We start from the raw sequence: 19,858 nt of genomic DNA, 5'->3' as shown, positions 1-19,858 counted from the left end.
CAATGAAGCAAAAGCTGATTATCATAGGGGCTGGCATGGCGACGGGCCGTGCATTGGAAACCCTGCTTGAGCAGGCCCCCGACGCCTATGACGTAACCTTGTTCAATGCAGAGCCGCGGGGGAATTATAACCGCATTATGCTCTCGCCCGTGCTGGCGGGGGACAAGACCTATGCCGAGATCGAGACGCATACGCCCGCATGGTATGCCGACAATAATATTACCTGCCGCTTCGGCGAGAAGATAACCAGCATCGACCGCGAGGCCAAAACGGTCACCGCGCAAAACGGCGATGTTCTGGCCTATGACAAACTGATGTTCGGCACAGGTTCCAACCCCTTTATGATCCCGCTGCCAGGTCATGATCTGGAAGGCGTGATCGCTTACCGCGATCTGGAAGATACCGAGCGGATGATGGTGCTGGGGCAGGACAATAAATGTGTGGTCATCGGCGGCGGCCTGCTGGGGCTGGAGGCAGCGGCGGGCATGGCCGCACGCGGCGTTGATGTCACGGTTGTGCATATCATGGGCCACCTGATGGAGCGTCAACTGGACGAAGCCGCAGGCTATCTTTTGCGCCGCGCGCTGGTGGACAAAGGCATCACGATCAGATGCTCCGCCAACTCGAAGGAGATACTCGGCAAGGACGGGCATGTGCGCGCATTGTTATTGGACGACGGAACCGAGCTGCCTTGCGATCTGCTGGTCATGGCCGTGGGCATCCGTCCCAATGTGGCGCTGGCAGCCGAGGCGGGATTGGCCGTCGGGCGCGGCATCCATGTGGACGACCAGATGGTAACATCCGATGCAGATATCCTCGCCGTGGGCGAATGTGTGGAGCATGACGGCACCATCTTCGGCCTTGTCGCACCGCTCTATGATCAGGCGCGGGTCGCGGCCAAAACCCTGCTCGGTGAAGAGGCGACATTTGTGCAAAAGGAGCTGTCGACCAAGCTCAAGGTCACGGGCTGTGATCTGTTCAGCGCGGGTGATTTTGCCGATGGCGAGGGGCGCGAAGACATCGTGTTCCGTGATCCAGCGCGCGGCGTTTACCGCCGTTTAGTGATCGAGAATGATGTGGTGATCGGTGCCGTGATGTACGGCGATACCGCCGACAGCAACTGGTTCTTCGGCCTGATCCGCGACAAAACAGATATCGCACAGATGCGCGACACATTGATCTTTGGCCCCGCCTATCAGGGAGGGACCCCGCTGGACCCGCTCGCAGCCGTTGCAGCCTTATCGCGTGATGCGGAAATCTGTGGCTGCAACGGCATTTGCAAAGGCCAGATCGAAGACGCCATCGCAGCAGGAGCCAGCGACTTAGCGGCGATAAAGGCCACCACCAAGGCCTCGGCCTCCTGCGGAACCTGCACCGGATTGGTGGAGCAGGTTCTGGCTGTCACTTTGGGCGATGATTTTGTGTTGCCTGCCGCAGCAAGCATTTGTGCCTGCACCGACATGACCCATGAAGACGTGCGCCGGATGATCAAATCACAGCGCCTCACCTCGATGCCTGCCGTCTGGCAGGAGTGCGGATGGAAAACGTCCTGCGGCTGCCATGTCTGCCGCCCCGCGCTCAATTTCTACTTGCTGGCCGATTGGCCGTTGGAATACCGCGACGACCCGCAGAGCCGTTTCATCAACGAACGCAAGCACGCCAACATTCAGAAGGACGGCACATTCAGTGTCGTGCCGCGCATGTGGGGCGGGATCACCACCCCGAACGAGCTGCGCGCGATTGCGGATGCGGCCGACAAATACAGGGTGCCGACGGTTAAAGTCACGGGCGGTCAGCGTATCGACCTGCTGGGCGTCAAGGGCGAGGATTTGCTCGCCATCTGGGCTGATCTAAACGCGGCAGGCATGGTCTCGGGCTATGCTTACTCCAAAGGGCTGCGCACCGTGAAGACCTGCGTGGGCACCGATCATTGTCGCTTTGGCACTCAAGACAGCACTGGCCTTGGTATCAAGCTTGAGAAGACCCTGCATGGCTCATGGACGCCGCATAAGCTCAAACTCGGTGTGTCGGGCTGCCCGCGCAACTGCGCAGAAGCGACCTGCAAGGACATCGGCGTGGTCTGTGTCGACAGCGGATTTCAGATCAGCATCGGTGGCGCGGCGGGGATGGACGTTAAAGAGACCGAACTGCTCGTGCAGGTCGCCACTGAAGAAGAGGCGATTGATGTGATCAAGGCAATCACACAGCTTTACCGCGAGAATGCCAAATACCTCGACCGGATGTACAAATGGATGGCCAAGGTCGGGCTGGACTGGATTACCGAGCGGGTCGAGGCCGAGCGGGACGCGCTGGTCGAGCGTTTCGAGCTCAGCCAGAGCATCTATCGCCATGATCCTTGGGCCGCACATGTGGCGCAGCAACCGCAAAGCTATCAGCCCCTTGCGAACCTTGCTTTGGAGGCAGCGGAATGAGCGATTGGATGGATATTGCCGCGTTGGACGAGGTTCCCCAGCGCGGGGCGCGGGTGGTGAAAACGGCAGGCGGTTGTGTTGCAGTGTTCCGCACGGCGCAAGATGAAGTCTATGCGCTGAACAACTCCTGTCCGCACAAGGGGGGGCCGCTCTCCGAAGGCATCGTGCACGGTGCCTCCGTCACTTGCCCGTTGCACAACTGGGTTTTCTCGCTGGAGAGTGGTGAAGCGCAGGGCGCAGACAGTGGCCGCGTAGAGACTTATCCCGCCCGTGTTGAGAACGGCCGCATCTTGCTAGACAGGTCCGTGATTGCGGCGCAGGCACCAGCATGAGCCTGACGCGCACCACTTGCCCCTATTGCGGTGTCGGTTGCGGCGTTCTGGCGGGCGCGGGTGGCACCATCAAAGGCGATCCCGATCATCCCGCCAACTTCGGCCGTCTCTGCTCCAAAGGCTCTGCTCTGGGCGAGACGATTGATCTCGAGGGTCGCCTCCTTCACCCGCAGATCGCAGGTGAGCGCGCGGATTGGGACAGCGCGCTTGATCTGGTGGCCGAGAAATTCAGCGCGGCAATCCGCGATCACGGACCTGATAGCGTGGCCTTTTATGTGTCGGGGCAACTCCTGACCGAAGACTACTACGTCGCCAACAAGCTGATGAAAGGGTTCATCGGGTCGGCAAATATCGACACGAATTCGCGGCTCTGTATGGCGTCGTCCGTCGCAGGACATAAGCGCGCCTTTGGCACCGATACCGTTCCCGGCACCTATGCTGATCTGGAGGAAGCCGATCTGATCGTCCTTGTTGGTTCCAACCTCGCGTGGTGCCATCCTGTCCTTTACCAGCGTATCGCCGCGGCCAAGGAAGCGCGCCCGAACATGCGGGTCGTCAACATAGACCCGCGCCGCACGGCGACTTGTGATCTGGCGGACCTGCACCTGCGCGTGGCCCCCGACGGGGATGTGGCACTGTTCAACGGGTTGCTCGCCTATTTGGCGGATCATAGCAAACTGGACACGGATTATATCACCGCGCATGTGGGGGGCTGCACCGTTGCAATCGCAGCAGCCCGCGCCACTGATCCGCTGGACTGCGGCGCCGCCCCCGACGAGATCGCTAGCTTTTTTCAGCTTTGGGCGAACACGCCCAAGGTCGTCACCGTCTATTCCCAAGGGGTGAACCAGTCCGCCAGCGGCACAGACAAAGTCGGCGCGATCCTGAATTGTCATCTTGCGACGGGCCGGATCGGGAAGGCAGGGAGTGGCCCGTTTTCCGTCACTGGCCAGCCCAACGCTATGGGCGGGCGCGAAGTCGGCGGTCTGGCCAATATGCTGGCCAACCATCTGGATATCGAGAACGCCGCCCACCGTGAGACAGTGCAGGAATTCTGGAACAGCCCGACAATCTGCACAGCAGCGGGGTTGAAAGCTGTCGATCTGTTTGAGGCTTGTGCTGCGGGCAAGATCAAGGCGCTGTGGGTCATGTCCACCAATCCAGCCGTTTCGATGCCAGACGCAGACAAAGTTGCACTGGCCATCCGCAATGTTCCCTTCGTCGCCGTCTCCGACATCATGGCACGCACGGATACGGGCGATCTGGCCGATGTGCTGCTGCCCGCTGCGGGCTGGGGTGAGAAAGACGGCACCGTGACCAATTCGGAGCGCCGCATCTCGCGCCAGCGCGCCTTTTTGCCTGCGCCTTCGCAAACCCGCCCTGACTGGCGCATCATCAGCGATGTCGCCACGCGCATGGGATTTGGTGCGGCCTTCGCCTATGACACACCTGCGGATATCTTTGCCGAATACATCGCACTTGATGCCGCAGCACGCCCCTTTGCCCGCGATCTGGACCTGAGTATCTTTGCCGATGTGGACTATGCCACTCTGGTTCCGACACAGTGGCCGCGGAATGACGTACGCTTCTTTGCGGACGGCAAATTTTATCACGCAGATGGCAAGGCGCGGATGCTTGCCGTGCAAGCGCCGACCCCACTAAAGGCCGTACCGACCCTCAATACCGTGACCCTCAATACAGGCCGCAACCGCGACCAATGGCATACGATGACGCGCACGGGTAAAGCTCCAAAGCTTGGCGCGCATCTGGCGGAGCCTTATCTGGAGCTGCACCCCGATGATGCGGCAAAGGCGGGCGTTGTACACGGTGATCTGGTCAAGGTGCAAAACGCCCTTGGTCGCACGATCCTGCGTGCACTTGTCACGCAACGTGTAGCCCGAGGCCAGCCTTTTGCCCCGATGCACTGGACACGGCAAACCGCACGCGGTGGCACCGTCAACAGCGTCATCGCCTCCGTGACCGATCCGGTCTCGGGCCAGCCTGCGCTAAAGCGCGGCTCTGTATCGGTGAGCTTGTTCAAGGCTGGATGGTACGGGTTTCTGGCCTGCGCGCCACGGCCTGTTGCGGATACATCCTACGCTGCAACCTCCCGCACCGCGACGGGCTGGCAAGTTGAGATGGCAGCGCTTGAGACGCCCGAAGATTGGGTGCAACTGCTGCGTGATATTACGCGATTGCCTGACGCGACGGCGTCGGTTTTGGACGATGGTATACAGGGCACCATACGCGTAGCGCTTTATGAACAGGACATTCTACAAGCCGTGTTCTTTGCCGCACCACAGCCTGTTGTGCTGTCGCGTAGTGCTGCGATTGCCTATGTTGGGACATCCGCGCCGCCGCTTGCCGCACTTGCGGGCCGCATGGGACAAGACCAGCCTGATCCGGGGCCTGTGGTCTGTGCCTGTTTCAATGTGGGTCAGAACACGTTGCTGGCCGCTGTGAATGCGGGGGCAGGTACGGTCAAAGCGTTGGGCGCTGTGACCTGTGCTGGAACAAACTGCGGCTCCTGCAAGCCCGAGTTGGCACGTCTTGTCGCGCAAGCCGCCTTGCCGTTGGCGGCGGAATGACCCTCGCGCCGTTTGTCAGGATCGTCGCACAGGGCAAGGGCCGCGCGCGGGCGATGACCTTGAGTGAGGCGCAAGAGGCGATGACCGTGATCCTTGAGGACCGCGCAGCACCTGAGGCTGTGGGGGCGCTCCTGATGGTCCTGCGGCTACGCGGTGAGGAGCCGCAAGAAATTGCAGGGTTTACGGCCGCATTGCGGGCCCATGTAAGCGGCACGCTGCCTCCTGCCGATCTGGACTGGCCCAGCTACGCGGCAGGTCGCAGCCGTGGTGCGCCGCTCTATCTGCTGGCGGCACGGCTGGTGGCAAAGGCTGGGGTGTCTGTCTCGATGCATGGGTATAACGCCTATCAAAACGCAAGTTTGAGCACTGCTGAAATCCGTGAATTGGTCGGACCCTTGGTCCGCTATGATCCGCTGGCAGGTCTAAGCCCGAAAGCATTTGCGCTCCTAGATTTGCGCAGCGATCTCGGCCTGCGCTCTTGCATCAATACAGTTTTGCGCATGTGGAACCCGTCGTGCGCCCCTGCAACGGTGCAGGGTGTGTTCCACCCGTCTTACCGCAGCCTACAGGCCCGTGCAGCCGAACTGCTAGGGCAGAGGACCCTCACTATCATCAAAGGCGGCGGCGGAGAGTTCGAGCGGCATCCGTCAAAAGAGATCATTTGCTTCGGCCTGCGTGATGGCACCCATATCCAGCAGGCAGCACCCGCAATCCTGTCTCAGACCCGCCGCCTGAACGACGCGGACGCGCAGGTCGACCCCATGGCCTTTTGGCGCGGCGACATTGGCGATCCGTTTGCCGAAGCGACGGTGACAGGCACAGCTGCCCTCGCGCTTTGGACTGTCGATCCCAACGCCACGCTTGATCAAGCCCAAGAGAAAGCACAGGCGCTCTGGGCCAATCGCGCGATATCCCAAGGAGTCCCCGCATGAAGACGTTTCCAATGTTCATCCAGATGGAAGGCCGCAGGGTCGTGATTATCGGAGGCGGCGAGCAAGCGGCACAAAAGACCCGACTGATACTCAAGACCGAGGCACAGATCATCCTGCGCAGCGATTACCTTGATGATGAGTTGGCCGCTTTGGCCGCCGCTGGCCGCATAATTCATCAGCACGGCGCACTTCAAGCAGAGGAATTGAAAGACACGGCACTGGTTTTCATTGCAACGGGTTGCGCGGGGGCGGATATGGCCCTGCATGCGTTGGCCAAAGCAGCAGGCGCCACTGTAAATGTCGTCGACCAGCCGGCATTGTGCGATGTCATCACGCCTTCTATTGTGGACCGTGATCCTGTCGTTGTTGCGATCGGGACCGAAGGCACGGCACCCGTTCTTGCGCGTCAGATCAAGACACAGATCGAGCAGATGCTGGAGCCGAACCTTGGTGATCTGGCCTCACTTGCGGGGCGCCTGCGGGCCAGTGCTGCTGCACGTCTTGGTCCGCGTGCGCGACGTGACCTGTGGCGCTGGGTGTTCGGCGATGTGCCACGCCGCACCCATGCGCGGGGCGCTGCGCGCGAAGTGGCACAAATGATCAAACAGGCGATCGCCACAGGTGATTTCGATCAGCAAATAGGGGGCAGTGTCGCCCTTGTCGGTGCAGGGCCTGGTGCCAAAGATCTGATTACATTGCGGGGTGTGCAGCGCCTGCAAGAGGCGGATGTGATCTATTACGACCGTCTCGTTGATCCTGAAATTCTGGAACTTGCCCGCCGCGATGCCGAACGGATTTATGTGGGCAAGCGCCCTGGGTGCCACAGTTGGCCACAAGAGAAAATTACGCAGACTGTCGTGACAGCCGCCCGAAACGGGGCGCGCGTGGTCCGGTTGAAATGTGGTGATCCGGGCATTTTTGCGCGCAGTATGGAAGAGATGGACGCTGTGCGCGCCGCAGGAATTCCGCTGGAAATTGTACCCGGCGTGACGGCTGCCTGCGGCGCTGCTGCTGCAAGCGGGCAAACCCTGACAGAAAGAGAGGCGATCGACACATTGATCCTGACGACAGGTCATTCCACCGATGGCTGCGCTGTCCCCGACGGCGTAAAAAACCTCATGCCGGGCAGTTGCATCGCACTCTATATGGCGGTCTCGGCAGCACCGGACATCAGCGCATATCTGGCGGCCCACCATGACGCTGCTGATATTAGCGTCACGATCGTCGCGCATGCACAGTCGTCACGCGAGATTATTGCCACCTGCGATATCACGTCGCTTCCTAAGACATTGGATCAGCACTGTATCACCGATACCGCAATGCTGTTTCTAAAGCTGCGTAAGAAGGGTTCATACCGAGGTGCTTTGGTGCAGCCAGAAGTCTGGGGGAGTAGTGAAGTCGGCGTAGCCTAAGCTTCTGCGTATGATGTCGATCTATTTTCCAAAAGCGGACTTTAGCCGCGGCACAGAAAATTGGTAAAGTGGGCTCTTTGCTGCCGTTCGCTGCAAAATGCTTTTATGTCCGCTGTGCGGACAAACCAGCCTTATGCATCTGCAGCTATTGCTGATGCAGCATTCGTTCTCAATTGCAGCGGCGCGTTTTTGGCATTGCAGCACTTTTCACCAAAGCAGTCGTTCAAACTGGTCAATAGCCCTGAATCTCAAACTGACCTTTCGCCGCACGGTGCATAAACTCACACACCGCAGATGAAGTAGCCTTGTGCAGGTGCAGACATTGAGAGCTTTCACTGAAGCTGCTCCGTGCGCGGCTGTTGTCTTTTCTGCATGAAATAAGTGGCTTGGATGACTTTCGTCCAGTACTGGTGCGCGCTGGTTGAAGGCTGTTCTTTCAAACTTTGCGCTCTGAGTGATGAGTAGAATTCGTTTGTCGTATGCCGCTTTGCAAGAGATTTGTAGACACAGGCTTAATTTGTCGACACACTGTCGACAAGAATTATTTCTCTAGTACCTTCTGGGGCATTTCCTGTGGCATCCGACAAACCGGCAAAAACCTATCAGCGTGGAGCTGCGTCAAACGAGATTTACGGCGTTCTGCGTGACGAAATCTTGACGCTAAAGCGAGAGCCAGGTGCGGCGCTAGATGAAACAAGCTTGTCCAAGCGGTTTGCGGTATCACGATCTCCGATACGCGAGGCGTTGAACCGCCTGTTGGCTGAGCGGCTTGTCGAAACCTTGCCGAACCGCTCGACGATTGTGGCGCAGATCGATTTGCGCAACTTTGCTGCATTCATTCAGGCGCTAGACATTCAGCAACGCCTCGCGACGCGACTGGCTGCCGAAAACCGGACAGACGCAGACCTTGCCAACCTTCGCAATCTTGCAAGCGCATTTAACAAAACCATAGTTATGGCCGTGCCACTGGATATAATGCAGGCCAACTTTGCCTTCCACATCGCGGTCTCCGAGGCGGGAAAAAACCCCTATGTGACTCGCCACTACCGAGAGCTTCTATCTGAGGCCCGCCGTCTTTTACATATGCATGTTCAGGTGCTTGATACAGTCGCGCGCAAAGAAGTCATGCAGGACCAACATGGCGATTTCATAGACGCCATCGCCGCTCAAGATATCATGCAGGCCGATGCTATTGCCCATGCTCATACCATGCAATTTCATGACCGCTTTCTAAAGGCGCTGCAACACACGCCTGATAGGGATTTTGATATTGGGCTTTCGTTGGCCTCAACAAAGGCGGGCCAATAGATGTCCGCCAAAATCACCCGCATATCTGTGTTCACCCATTGCAACGATCTGGGTGGCAAAATCTGGAACCCTGCGATCCGCTGGACAAAGAAATACGCAGTGTTCGTCTGCATTCAAGACGACACAGGGCGGCAAGGGCTGGGTGAATGTTGGTGCTTTGACACGGCTCCCGATGCGTTGTTAGCGTTTGTGCGCACCGAAATGATCCAACATTTTCTTGGAACCTCCCTTGAGGATATGGCAGATATCTCTAACACCATGATCACACGTGCAACACTGACAGCGCGTCATGGTATCTTGGCCTCGGCTTTGTCAGGGATCGACATAGCGATGTGGGATTTGCGGGCACAGCACGCGCGCCAACCCATCTGGAAAACTCTGTCCCCAAACGCGTGCGGCACAGTCAATCTGTATGCCAGCGGCGGTCTGTACGGGACCGGCAAAACCCTCGCGATGTTAGCTGATGAAATGGCGGGGCACGCACAACGCGGGTTTAAGCTTTCCAAAATGAAAGTGGGCGGGGAAACGATCCAGACGGATGTCGCGCGCGTTCATGCTGTTCTTGATGTTCTGCCGCCTGACACCAAGCTGATTATCGACGGTGTATATACCTATTGCGCTGATGACGCTCTGCGCGTGTTTGAGGCGCTGCCGAATGACCGGATCGAGGCGTTTCAATCCCCTACCAAAGCGTGGGATTACGACGGCATGGCACAACTGTCTAAAGCGGGTGTGCCTGTGATGGCAACCGAGGCAGAATACCGCCCCGAATTACATGAAAAACTAACCCATGACGCACAGGTAGCGTTTTTACAGACCGCTCCAATTGCCTGCGGTGGCATCTCTCGGGTTACGGCCTTGTCGCGATTGGTTGCAGACACCCCGACGCGCCTGTCGCTCGAGGTGTCCTCAACCGCTGTGGCCTTAATGGCCGCCTGCCAGATTGCAGCCGCAGATCCAATGATCGCCCATGTTGAACACCACAGCGTTCACTCCGTCTTTTTCGACACTCTGCGCCTGCAAAAGCAAGCCAACAACCGCCATTCCCTGCCCGATGAACCGGGCTTGGGTATCACGCTGCCGAGCACTGATGTTTCGACAGCCTATTCAACCGGCGATGATCACATCGCCCAACTACCGCGCCAAGCGGTGACGACTATCTGAAACACAACAGTGGAGAGAACGATGAAAAACATACTCACAAGCCTCGCGGTTGCAGGCACAATTGCATTGGGCAGCGTCACCGCCGTTCAGGCTGAAGGCCAAGGCCTCCTTGACACAATTATTGAACGCGACAGCCTGCTGTGTACGGGTCACAACGGCAGCTACCTTGGCTTTGCCGAGGTGGATGGCGAAGGTGAATGGCAAGGCTTTGACATTGAGTTCTGCAAAGCGCTGGCCACCGCCATCCTAGGCAGCCCTGACAAGCTTCAAATCATCCCTGTCAGCTGGGCACAGCGGTTCCCGGCCATCCAATCGGGTGACATCGACGTGATCATCAAGGTCACGGGTTGGACCATGACGCGCGACACCGAACTGGGCCTGCAATATTCGCGCCCCTATTTCATTGGCCCGTTTTACGTGATGTCCAAGACAGAGCTTGGGGCAGAAGGGATCGCAGACCTTGAGGGCGGTGTTTTCTGTGTCAACGCAGGCACCACAGTTGAGCGCGTATTGACTGACTATATGGAAACCAATGGCATCGAATATGAATCCCTAGCCTTTGAAAAAGGCGAAGAGCTGCGCGCAGCATTCTACGCTGGACGTTGCGATGCGATTGCCGGCTTTGGTCCGTTCCTGTCAGCAACCCGCGTTAATGCCGAAAACCCCGACGACTTTGAAATCCTCGGAGATGTTCTGGCACTTGAGCCTGAAGGCATTGTGACCCGTCAAGGCGAAGACGACTTTATGGACGTCATCAACTGGATGGTCAGTGCGCTAATGATGGCTGAAGAGAACGGCATCACCCAAGCCAACGTGGATGAGATGAAGGCCAACCCGCCCTCTGCTTCAATCGAGCGTTTGCTGGGTGTGACCCCCGGTGTCGGCACGCGCCTCGGGTTGCATGATGATTGGGCCTATAACGTGATCAAAACCGTCGGCAACTACGGCGAAATCTATGACCGCACTATCGGCGAAGGATCACGCTACAAACTGCCGCGCGGCTTGAACAATCTGTGGAACAACGGCGGCCTACACTACCCGCTCGTTCTAGATTGATCAAACTATCGGGGCCGCGTTTGACGTGGCCCCGAACCATTTTGGGGTAAGTTCATGAGCCAATTATTCGCATCACAGAAGTTCAGACGCACGGCCCTGCAGGCAGGGTTTGCCATCGCTGCCGTTCTGTTGATCGTATCGATCATCCTGACAGGCCAACGCAATATCGCGGACCAAGGCATCGCCACCGGATTTGGTTTTTTGGAGCGCACAACCGGCTGGCCCATAAATTTTTCCGTCATCGAAGTCTCAGGTCGATCCACCTATGCCCGCGTGCTATGGGCCGGATTGCTCAACACCATGTTGGTGGGTTTCTTGACCTTAATTTTTGCCACTATCCTCGGGTTACTGCTCGCCCTCATGCGGGTATCTAGCAATACATTGATGAAGCTGGTCGGCACCACATACGTCGAGGTGTTCCGCAATGTACCCGTGATCCTGCAAGTGTTTTTCTGGTACGCGATCCTGACCCATCTGCCGAGCCCCAAACAGGCCTATTCCATCGCTGACAGCATTTATCTGTCGAACCGTGGCCTGATGTTTCCGGCTCCCTCATTTTCTGGCAATGACTTGCTGTTGACTGCACTCGCGTTTGTTGCGCTCTGCATTGGCATATGGGTCATGCGCAACCACCACACTGCGATGCGTCGTTGGATTGGTGCCGCTGTGGTCTTCGGCGTCATATGTGCGGTTCTGCTGGTTACCGGCCGTGAACCCGACATGCCGCTCATCTCAACCCCTGAACTCAAAGGCCTGCGCTTTGTCGGTGGCATTTCCCTCAAACCCGAATTTTCAGCCCTCTTAATCGGTCTGGTCCTGTTCGGTGCCTCCTATATCGGTGAGATCATTCGCGGTGGCTTGCTCTCGGTTGATCGCGGCAAGCTGGAGGCGGGGACGGCCCTTGGCCTTTCACCCTTCCAAATCAACCGTCTGATCCGCATTCCACTGGCGTTTCGCGCGATGCTGCCGTCGCTGACCAACCAATATGTCTGGCTGATGAAGGGCACGACCGTTGGCATCGCCATCGGTTATCCTGACTACTTTGCCATCGTGTCCACCTCGATCAACCAAAGCGGCCAAACCATGGAGCTGCTGGCGTTGCTGATGGGCGGCTTCATCGTGATCAACTATTCCATCGGCTTTGCAATGAACATGCTGAACGAGCGTATCAAACTTAAGGGCAGGAGCTGATCATGACAGAAGCAATGGCACCTCCGGCCCCGCAAATGGGCGCAATCACTTGGCTAAAAAGGAACTTTTTCAACACATGGTACGATACCATATTTTCGATCATCTTTGCCGTCCTCATTTTCTGGGGCCTGCAAGCACTGATCGGCTGGGCGTTTGTTGACGCAATATGGCGGGTCGAGAACAAGGACCAATGCACCCATGATGCCGGTGCCTGCTGGGCCGTCATCGAAAGCCGCGGTCGGCTGATCCTGTTCGGGCTTTACCCGTACGACGAGCAGTGGCGCTCCACGCTCGCGTGTATCGCCGTGATCATCACGATCGCGCTGTCCTGTCTGCCGCGGTTTTGGTCGATCCGCCGGTTGCCGTTGATGTGGGTCGTCGGGTTTGGTGCTTTTGTTCTGCTGATGCGAGGCGGATTCGCTGGCCTACCATTAGTCACGTCTGAGCAATGGGGCGGCCTGTCCCTAACGATCTTCATCTTCTCAGGCGTCTTTGTGATCGGCATGCCGCTGGCAGTGGTCTTTGCTTTGGCACGCCGTTCCAGCTTGCCGGTGATCGCCAAATCAATGGGGTTCTTTATCGACATCGTGCGTTCCTTACCCTTGCTGACAATCCTGTTTGCAGCGGCTGTGATTGTGCCCTTGCTGGTGCCTGAATGGTTGCAAGGCAGCAAGCTAATGCGCGTGGTTGTCGCCTTTGCGGTGTTCTTTGCGGCCTATCAGGCAGAGATCATTCGCGCTGGCTTGCAATCCACACCTGATGGCCAAGCGGAGGCCGCTTCCGCCCTTGGCATGCCCTATTGGTCGTTGGTGGTGGACATTCTGCTGCCTCAAGCATTCCGCAACACGCTGCCATCAACCATCAACCAAGCGGTGATCACCTTCAAAGAAACTTCTATCGTTACAATCATCGGATTCTTTGAGGTCATGGCCTCAGGCAACGCCGCGATTGGCACGGGCGAATGGGGCAATCAATATATCGAGGTCTACGTCTTTCTGGCACTGATCTATTTCGTCTTTGTCTTTGGTCTGTCGCGCTATGGGGCGTGGCTGGAAACACGAATGAGGCTTGGCCATGCATAATCCAGCTATCTCAATCATCTCACTTGAGAAACATTATGGTGATTTTCACGCTCTTAAGAACGTCGATCTTGAGGTGCCCGATGGCCAAACCCTTGTTATTTGTGGGCCATCGGGATCGGGTAAATCGACGTTGATCCGCTGCATGAATGGGCTTGAAAGCTATTCCTCTGGGCAGATCGACGTCTTGGGAATGGCCGTGGGCGACAATACGCAGGTGCTTGACCAAGTACGCAAACGTGTCGGCATGGTGTTCCAGAACTTCAATCTGTTCCCGCACCTCACAATATTGGAAAACTGCGTTCTGCCGCAAATCCGCGCCTTGGGTCGGGATCGTGGGGCCGCCACTGAGGAAGCGCGAGACCAGCTCAAGAAAATGCAAGTCGACATCCACGCCTCCAAATTCCCTGATCAAATATCGGGCGGGCAACAACAGCGCGTGGCCCTTGCGCGCGCTTTGTGTCTCAAACCCGAAATCATGCTGTTTGATGAGCCGACCTCGGCATTAGACCCCGAAATGATCTCAGAGGTACTGGACGTGATGCAAGACCTCGCCCGCGCAGACATGACGATTGTTTGCGTCACCCATGAGATGGGGTTTGCACGCGCCGTCGCGGATCGCGTGATCCTGATGGCGGCAGGTGAAATCGTTGAGGAAGGCACACCAGAACAGATGTTCAACAACCCGCAACACGAGATCACCCGCGAATTTATGAAAGTTGTGAATTCATGAAGACCATCACCGCCAACGCTCTTGGTCCAGACATCCTTTGGCCCCTGTTTATAAATGCTATCGACGCAGGCCATGCGCTGCCACCCGCCCAGATTGAGGACACGTTCTTAGGGCCGCAGGGGCAAACCCTTCTCAGCCGCGCAGCTTGGATTCAAGGCTTGGGCTTTGGCGTGAAAAGCGTGACGGTGATGGCAGGCAATGCAGGTATTGGCTTGCCGACGGTTCAGGGAGCCATGCTGGTCTTTGATGAAACGCGAGGGACGTTACGCGCTGTCATTGAAAGCGATCTGGTGACCAACCTGAAAACGGCAGCGGATTCCGCTTTGGGAGCGCGTTATCTGGCAAGGCCTGACAGCCGCAAAATGCTAGTGATTGGGGCTGGAAAGGTCGCTGCGAACGTCATTGCCGCCTACAGTCAGACCTTCTCAGAATTGCGGGAATTTATGATTTGGAACCGCACCGGATCAAAAGCCAAAGCGCTGGCAACCGAGCTCAGTGCCAAAGGCCTGAATGCTACGGCAGTTGATAATCTGGAAGCCGCAGTTGTTGAGGCCGACATCATCACCACCGCCACGATGTCCACCGAACCGGTGCTAAAGGGCGCATGGGTACAACCGGGCACCCATGTCGATCTGATCGGTGCTTTTCGCGCTGAAATGCGCGAGGCCGATGACGCATTGCTGCAAAAGGCCCGCCTGTTTGTCGACAGCCGAGACACCACGGTGCACCATATCGGTGAGATCAAGATACCACTGGCAGCAGGCATTATAACCGAAACTGACATTCTGGCAGATCTCTATCAACTCAAAGCCGGGGCACTGGGGCGCACATCGCCGGCAGACATCACCGTCTTCAAAAACGGGGGGGGTGCGCATCTGGATCTCATGACCGCATGCGCAATTCTGGAGACGTGTTCTGTTTCCTCAGATCAGCAGTTTCCATAAGGATGCCCTTCAATGACCAAACCAAATATCATTCTGTTTATGGTCGACCAGCTGACTGCCTTTGCTCTGAATGCCTACGGCGGCAGCACCTGCAAGACCCCGCATATTGATGCACTTACTGCGCGCGGTACGGTCTTTGAGAACGCGTATTGCGCTTATCCGCTTTGCGCACCGTCGCGGTTTGGGATGATGGCGGGCCGCTTGCCATCCAGGATCGGGGCCTATGACAACGGGGCCGAATTCACGGCATCCACGCCAACATTCGCGCATTATCTTCGATCAGCAGGCTATTACACCTGTATCTCAGGCAAGATGCATTTTGTCGGCCCAGATCAATATCACGGATTTGAGGAACGCCTGACTACCGAGATTTATCCGGCAGATATGTCATGGACTCCGGACGCGGATTTTCGAGACTACAACAGTGATGAAGAACGCGCCTATACATTTGGCGTATCAACCATCGATACGGTCAAAGACGCGGGTCCCGTCGCTCGGTCCATGCAGATCGACTATGATGAAGACGTCATTCACCACGCAAAGCGCGAGCTGTTTGCGCGCGCGCGCTCAACAGACGACCGTCCTTTTATGATGACCGTCTCGCTGACCCATCCACATGATCCCTATGTAACGACGCAAAAGTATTGGGACATGTATCCAAACGACACCATTGAACCGCCGCGGGTTTCTGACATTCCAGTTGAAGCACGAGATCCACATAGCCAATCGCTGTATTACCATTACGGGCAGGACAAATGCACGCTGAGTGAGCAAGATTACCAGCATGCGCGGCGGGGCTACTACGGTATGATTTCCTATGTGGATGATCTGTTCGGACAGTTGATGCAGGCCTTGGAGGATGCCGGGTTCTCCGACAATACCGTTGTTCTTTTTTCCTCGGATCATGGGGACATGATTGGTGAGCGTGGCATGTGGTTCAAGAAAACCCTATTCGATCCGGCAATACACGTGCCTTTAATGATCTCTTATCCTGGTCTAGCAGCAGGCCGTGTTGCGAGCCCCGCATCGCTGTTGGATATTTTTCCAACCCTGCTGGATATTGCAGGGATTCCCGTTGATCAGATCAAAACACAACTCGACGGCAAAAGCCTTGTTCCGGCGATGCACGGAAACCCAATTCATGCACCAGTGTTAGCCGAGCACATTGATGGCGGAACCGCTGCACCGCGTGTGTGTGTTCGGGATGGGAATATGAAGCTAACGATTTCTCGTGCCTATCCGCCGCAATTGTTTGACCTGTTGGCCGATCCTCTTGAGCTCACAAATCTTGCCGGAAACGACCATCCAGAAGAAGAGAGATTGCGAACAATTGCAGAAAATACGTGGCCTTTGGATACTCTTTTGGATGATGTCATTCGCTCGCAAATCGATCGCAAGGTAATCGACAACGCGCTCAGCATTGGTCGCGAAGAGCTTTGGGATTTCACTCCGCGCGCATTGACTCAAAATACAAATTACGTGCGGCGGGGCGACGCCTTTCCCGAAGTTGAGCGCAGAGGCTATTTGTCGATCTCTCGCAGAAAGTGAAGTCTGGCCGTGCTTTTCCTGAATGACAGGTTCTTTCGCCGCAAGGCAGCATAGAAAATATTGCATGTGCCGCATATTTTCCGCTGCGAGCGCACACAGCGAGGAAATCAAATTTACTGGTTGGGCTCAAAGCAGCCACTGAGGATGGACCTCTTTATTCAAAGCTTGGTCCATCCTCGATCTCGCCGATGGGACCACCATAAGACCTAAGTCTTTCATCCCTACTGCCTATCGTTGTAACGTCCATCCTCTTGCCCCCATGCCGTTGCTCACTTACACCGAAGGTAAGTCAGTAAAAGGGAGCCGCATATGCGCCGTGTCGTCGTCACAGGTTTGGGGATTGTCTCCTCCATCGGGAACAATGCAGCCGAGGTCAAAACATCTCTGAAGGCTGGCACCAGCGGGATTGTCGCCTCGGAGGAGATGGCAGAACACGGGTTTCGCAGCCAGATTGCGGGTACGCTCAAGCTGGATCCGGCAGCCCTGATCGACAAGCGCACCTATCGCTTTATGGGGCCGGGGGCGGCCTATGCCTATCTCGCGATGGGGCAGGCGATCGAGGACGCGGGGCTGGGTGAGGATATCGTTTCCAACCCGCGCACGGGTCTGGTTGCAGGGTCGGGGGGGCCGTCAACCTCGGCAATGCTGGCGGCGCACGACGTCGTTAAAAACACGGGTGCAACCAAACGGATCGGCCCCTTTGCCGTGCCAAAATGTATGTCTTCGACGGTGAGTGCGAACCTATCCACCGCCTATAAGATCAAGGGCATCAACTATTCCATCACCTCTGCCTGCTCGACTTCTTTGCATTGCATCGGGAACGCAGCAGAGCAGATTATGATGGGTAAACAGGATGTTATGTTTGCGGGCGGCGGGGAGGAGCTGGACTGGACCCTGTCATGTCTGTTCGACGCCATGGGCGCGATGAGCAGCAAATATAACGACACACCCGAACTGGCGAGCCGCGCGTTCGATCAGGACCGCGACGGGTTTGTGATCTCTGGTGGTGGTGGCCTGGTGGTGCTTGAGGATCTTGAGCACGCCCTTGCCCGTGGTGCAAAAATCTACGCCGAAGTCACGGGATACGCAGCCACTTCTGACGGCCACGACATGGTCGCGCCCAGCGGCGAGGGTGGTGAGCGGGCCATGCGTCTAGCGCTGTCCACGCTGCCTGAAGGCCGTACAGTCAGCTATATCAACGCTCATGGCACCTCCACTCCCGTTGGCGACGTGGGCGAGATCGAGGCCGTGCGCCGTGTGTTCGGGCAAGGCTCCACTCCGCCGGTCAGCTCAACCAAATCCATGACCGGCCATGCTCAAGGTGCTGCTGGCGCGTTGGAGGCGATATTTTGTCTGCTGATGCTGGAGGATGATTTCATCACCCCGTCCATCAACGTGCATACACTGGACGAGCGGCTGGACCCGTCCGAGATTGCGACCACACGGGTGGACAATGCAGGGCTTGATTCCGTCATGACCAACTCTTTCGGATTTGGCGGCACCAATGGATCAATGATCCTTTCAAAGTATAACGGGTAAGGATCAGTAAGATGAGTGGCATGTTGAGTGGTAAGCGCGGTCTGATTATGGGGGTCGCGAACGAGCGTTCCATCGCATGGGGCATCGCAAAAGCGATGGCAGGGGCAGGGGCCGATCTGGCCTTTACCTATCAGGGTGAGGCGTTTGGCAGTCGTCTTAAACCGCTGGCAGAGAGTGTCGGCTCGGACTTTATGGTCGATGTAGATGTAACCGATGATGCCTCATTGGATGCAGCGTTCGAGCAATTGGGTGCGCGTTGGCCGACGATTGATTTCGTGGTCCATGCGATTGCGTTTTCGGACAAATCCGAACTGACGGGGCGGTTTTTGAACACCAGCCGCGCCAATTTCAAACACTCCATGGATATCTCGGCTTACAGTTTTATCGAGGTGGCGCGGCGCGCGCATCCTATGATGGTCGAGAATGGCGGAACGCTGATGACCTTGACCTACCAAGGCTCCAACAAAGTGGTGCCGAACTATAATGTGATGGGCGTGGCCAAGGCGGCACTTGAAAGTGCCACGCGTTATCTGGCCAACGATCTGGGGCCAGAAGGCATCCGTGTGAATGCCATATCGCCCGGTCCGATGAAAACGCTGGCGGGCGCGGCTATTGGCGGGGCGCGCAAGACCTACAAACATGCTGGGCAAAACGCACCCATGCGTGAAAATGCAACGCTTGAGGCTGTGGGCGGCACTGCTGTTTATCTTGCCTCTGACGCGGGTGCCTGTACCACCGGCGAAATTATCCACGTCGATGGCGGCTATCACGTGTTGGGCATGCCACAGGCGGAAAACCTCTGAGCGCGCCTCCGGATATTCCGCAGCCGCGCTATTTCTGGCGTCGGCTGCTGGCCGTGTTTGTGGACTGGTTTATCGTTGCCGCGCTGACGACAGTCTTGCTGTTGCCCTTTTTGCGGGTCGATGAGACGGGTCTGCGGCTGTCAGGCGCGCCGCTGACGTTCACGACTTGTCAGAATGTCAGTTCGGTGCGCCAAGAGATTGCCGATCTGGTCGCGCCCGAGGTGATTGCGGCGGCGACCCTGTGCGAGGTCCGGCCCTTTATGATTAACAATGGGCGTACGCTGACGTTGGTTTATGCCCTCAATCAGAGCGGCAACACCTCTACGTCGCGCAGCCTGTCGCTGGCGGTGGATGGTGAGGGACTACCCGTTCAGGCGATTGTGCCGCAATCGATTGCCACGCCCTTGTTGCTGATGATTCTGAGTGGCCTGTTTTTGGCGCGGGGGTGGCAGACGCCTGGCAAGCGGCTCGCCAAAATAAGAGTGACGGGTGAGGGCTGTGCAATGTGCCGCGAGCTTCGGCGCTGGGGGATGTTTGTTCTCATCGGGTGTGTGACTTTTACGATAAGTGCGCTTTCGACCAGTTCTTTGGCTGCACTGGCGCAGGCACCTGTATGGATGTTTATTGCGGGTGGGCTGACTGTGTTTCTTGTCTTTTTCGCCATGTATATCTGGCCTATCCTTCGCTGGCGTGGGGCGATGCCCTATGACCGTGCGACAGGTTTCAGGGTCGAGCGGGCGGGCAGGTAGTTCCAAAAGAGGGGCTCTGCCCCATCTGCCCCAAGGGGCAGCTTCCCC

The 19,858-nt window shown here is 57.1% G+C and carries 16 protein-coding genes; all 16 read left to right on the top strand.

Annotation, left to right across the window (positions count from 1 at the left end):
• Window positions 1-2: 2 nt before the first annotated feature.
• A complete protein-coding gene (gene nirB / locus Q0903_RS01705) occupies window positions 3-2,432 on the top strand; it encodes a nitrite reductase large subunit NirB (RefSeq protein ID WP_299412287.1) in 2,430 nt (809 codons plus the stop codon).
• Entirely contained in the window at window positions 2,429-2,764 is a 336-nt protein-coding gene (gene nirD / locus Q0903_RS01700; RefSeq protein WP_299412285.1) for a nitrite reductase small subunit NirD, read from the top strand. Before nirB ends, nirD begins: the two co-directional genes overlap by 4 nt.
• Entirely contained in the window at window positions 2,761-5,352 is a 2,592-nt protein-coding gene (locus Q0903_RS01695; protein WP_299412282.1) for a nitrate reductase, read from the top strand. The genes nirD and Q0903_RS01695 overlap by 4 nt, the downstream gene beginning before the upstream one ends.
• Complete coding sequence (locus Q0903_RS01690) at window positions 5,349-6,284, top strand: glycosyl transferase family 3 (protein ID WP_299412279.1); 936 nt, start codon at window positions 5,349-5,351, stop codon at window positions 6,282-6,284. Before Q0903_RS01695 ends, Q0903_RS01690 begins: the two co-directional genes overlap by 4 nt.
• Window positions 6,281-7,696, top strand: a complete 1,416-nt coding sequence (gene cysG / locus Q0903_RS01685; protein ID WP_299412277.1) for a siroheme synthase CysG — start codon at window positions 6,281-6,283, stop codon at window positions 7,694-7,696. Before Q0903_RS01690 ends, cysG begins: the two co-directional genes overlap by 4 nt.
• Window positions 7,697-8,269: 573 nt before the next feature.
• Window positions 8,270-9,004, top strand: a complete 735-nt coding sequence (locus Q0903_RS01680) for a GntR family transcriptional regulator (protein ID WP_299024454.1) — start codon at window positions 8,270-8,272, stop codon at window positions 9,002-9,004.
• Window positions 9,005-10,168 carry an enolase C-terminal domain-like protein gene (locus tag Q0903_RS01675; RefSeq protein ID WP_299412274.1) on the top strand — a complete coding sequence of 388 codons (1,164 nt, stop codon included), beginning with the start codon at window positions 9,005-9,007 and terminating at the stop codon, window positions 10,166-10,168.
• Between the two features lie 21 nt (window positions 10,169-10,189).
• On the top strand, window positions 10,190-11,224 hold the full coding sequence (locus Q0903_RS01670; protein ID WP_299412272.1) for a transporter substrate-binding domain-containing protein: 1,035 nt from the start codon (window positions 10,190-10,192) through the stop codon (window positions 11,222-11,224).
• A gap of 54 nt (window positions 11,225-11,278) precedes the next feature.
• A complete protein-coding gene (locus tag Q0903_RS01665; protein WP_299412269.1) occupies window positions 11,279-12,415 on the top strand; it encodes an ABC transporter permease subunit in 1,137 nt (378 codons plus the stop codon).
• Window positions 12,416-12,417: 2 nt separating this feature from the next.
• The gene (locus Q0903_RS01660) at window positions 12,418-13,497 is read left to right on the top strand and encodes an amino acid ABC transporter permease (RefSeq protein ID WP_299412266.1); all 1,080 of its coding nucleotides are present in this window, start codon (window positions 12,418-12,420) and stop codon (window positions 13,495-13,497) included.
• Window positions 13,490-14,227, top strand: a complete 738-nt coding sequence (locus Q0903_RS01655) for an amino acid ABC transporter ATP-binding protein (RefSeq protein WP_299412263.1) — start codon at window positions 13,490-13,492, stop codon at window positions 14,225-14,227. The genes Q0903_RS01660 and Q0903_RS01655 overlap by 8 nt, the downstream gene beginning before the upstream one ends.
• Window positions 14,224-15,171, top strand: coding sequence for an ornithine cyclodeaminase (locus Q0903_RS01650; protein WP_299412261.1), 948 nt, complete (start codon window positions 14,224-14,226; stop codon window positions 15,169-15,171). Before Q0903_RS01655 ends, Q0903_RS01650 begins: the two co-directional genes overlap by 4 nt.
• A gap of 12 nt (window positions 15,172-15,183) precedes the next feature.
• Window positions 15,184-16,719 carry a choline-sulfatase gene (gene betC, locus Q0903_RS01645; protein WP_299412258.1) on the top strand — a complete coding sequence of 512 codons (1,536 nt, stop codon included), beginning with the start codon at window positions 15,184-15,186 and terminating at the stop codon, window positions 16,717-16,719.
• A gap of 309 nt (window positions 16,720-17,028) precedes the next feature.
• On the top strand, window positions 17,029-18,258 hold the full coding sequence (gene fabB, locus Q0903_RS01640) for a beta-ketoacyl-ACP synthase I (RefSeq protein WP_299412255.1): 1,230 nt from the start codon (window positions 17,029-17,031) through the stop codon (window positions 18,256-18,258).
• An 11-nt stretch (window positions 18,259-18,269) separates the two neighbouring features.
• Window positions 18,270-19,061: an enoyl-ACP reductase gene (locus Q0903_RS01635; protein ID WP_299412253.1), complete on the top strand. Its 792-nt coding sequence runs from the start codon at window positions 18,270-18,272 to the stop codon at window positions 19,059-19,061.
• Window positions 18,986-19,810 carry an RDD family protein gene (locus tag Q0903_RS01630; protein ID WP_366141483.1) on the top strand — a complete coding sequence of 275 codons (825 nt, stop codon included), beginning with the start codon at window positions 18,986-18,988 and terminating at the stop codon, window positions 19,808-19,810. Before Q0903_RS01635 ends, Q0903_RS01630 begins: the two co-directional genes overlap by 76 nt.
• Window positions 19,811-19,858 lie beyond the last annotated feature (48 nt).

Origin of the sequence: uncultured Sulfitobacter sp. (genome assembly GCF_947502895.1) — a bacterium.
Classification (GTDB): Bacteria; Pseudomonadota; Alphaproteobacteria; order Rhodobacterales; family Rhodobacteraceae; genus Sulfitobacter.
This window is presented reverse-complemented; position numbering and strand designations above follow the sequence as displayed.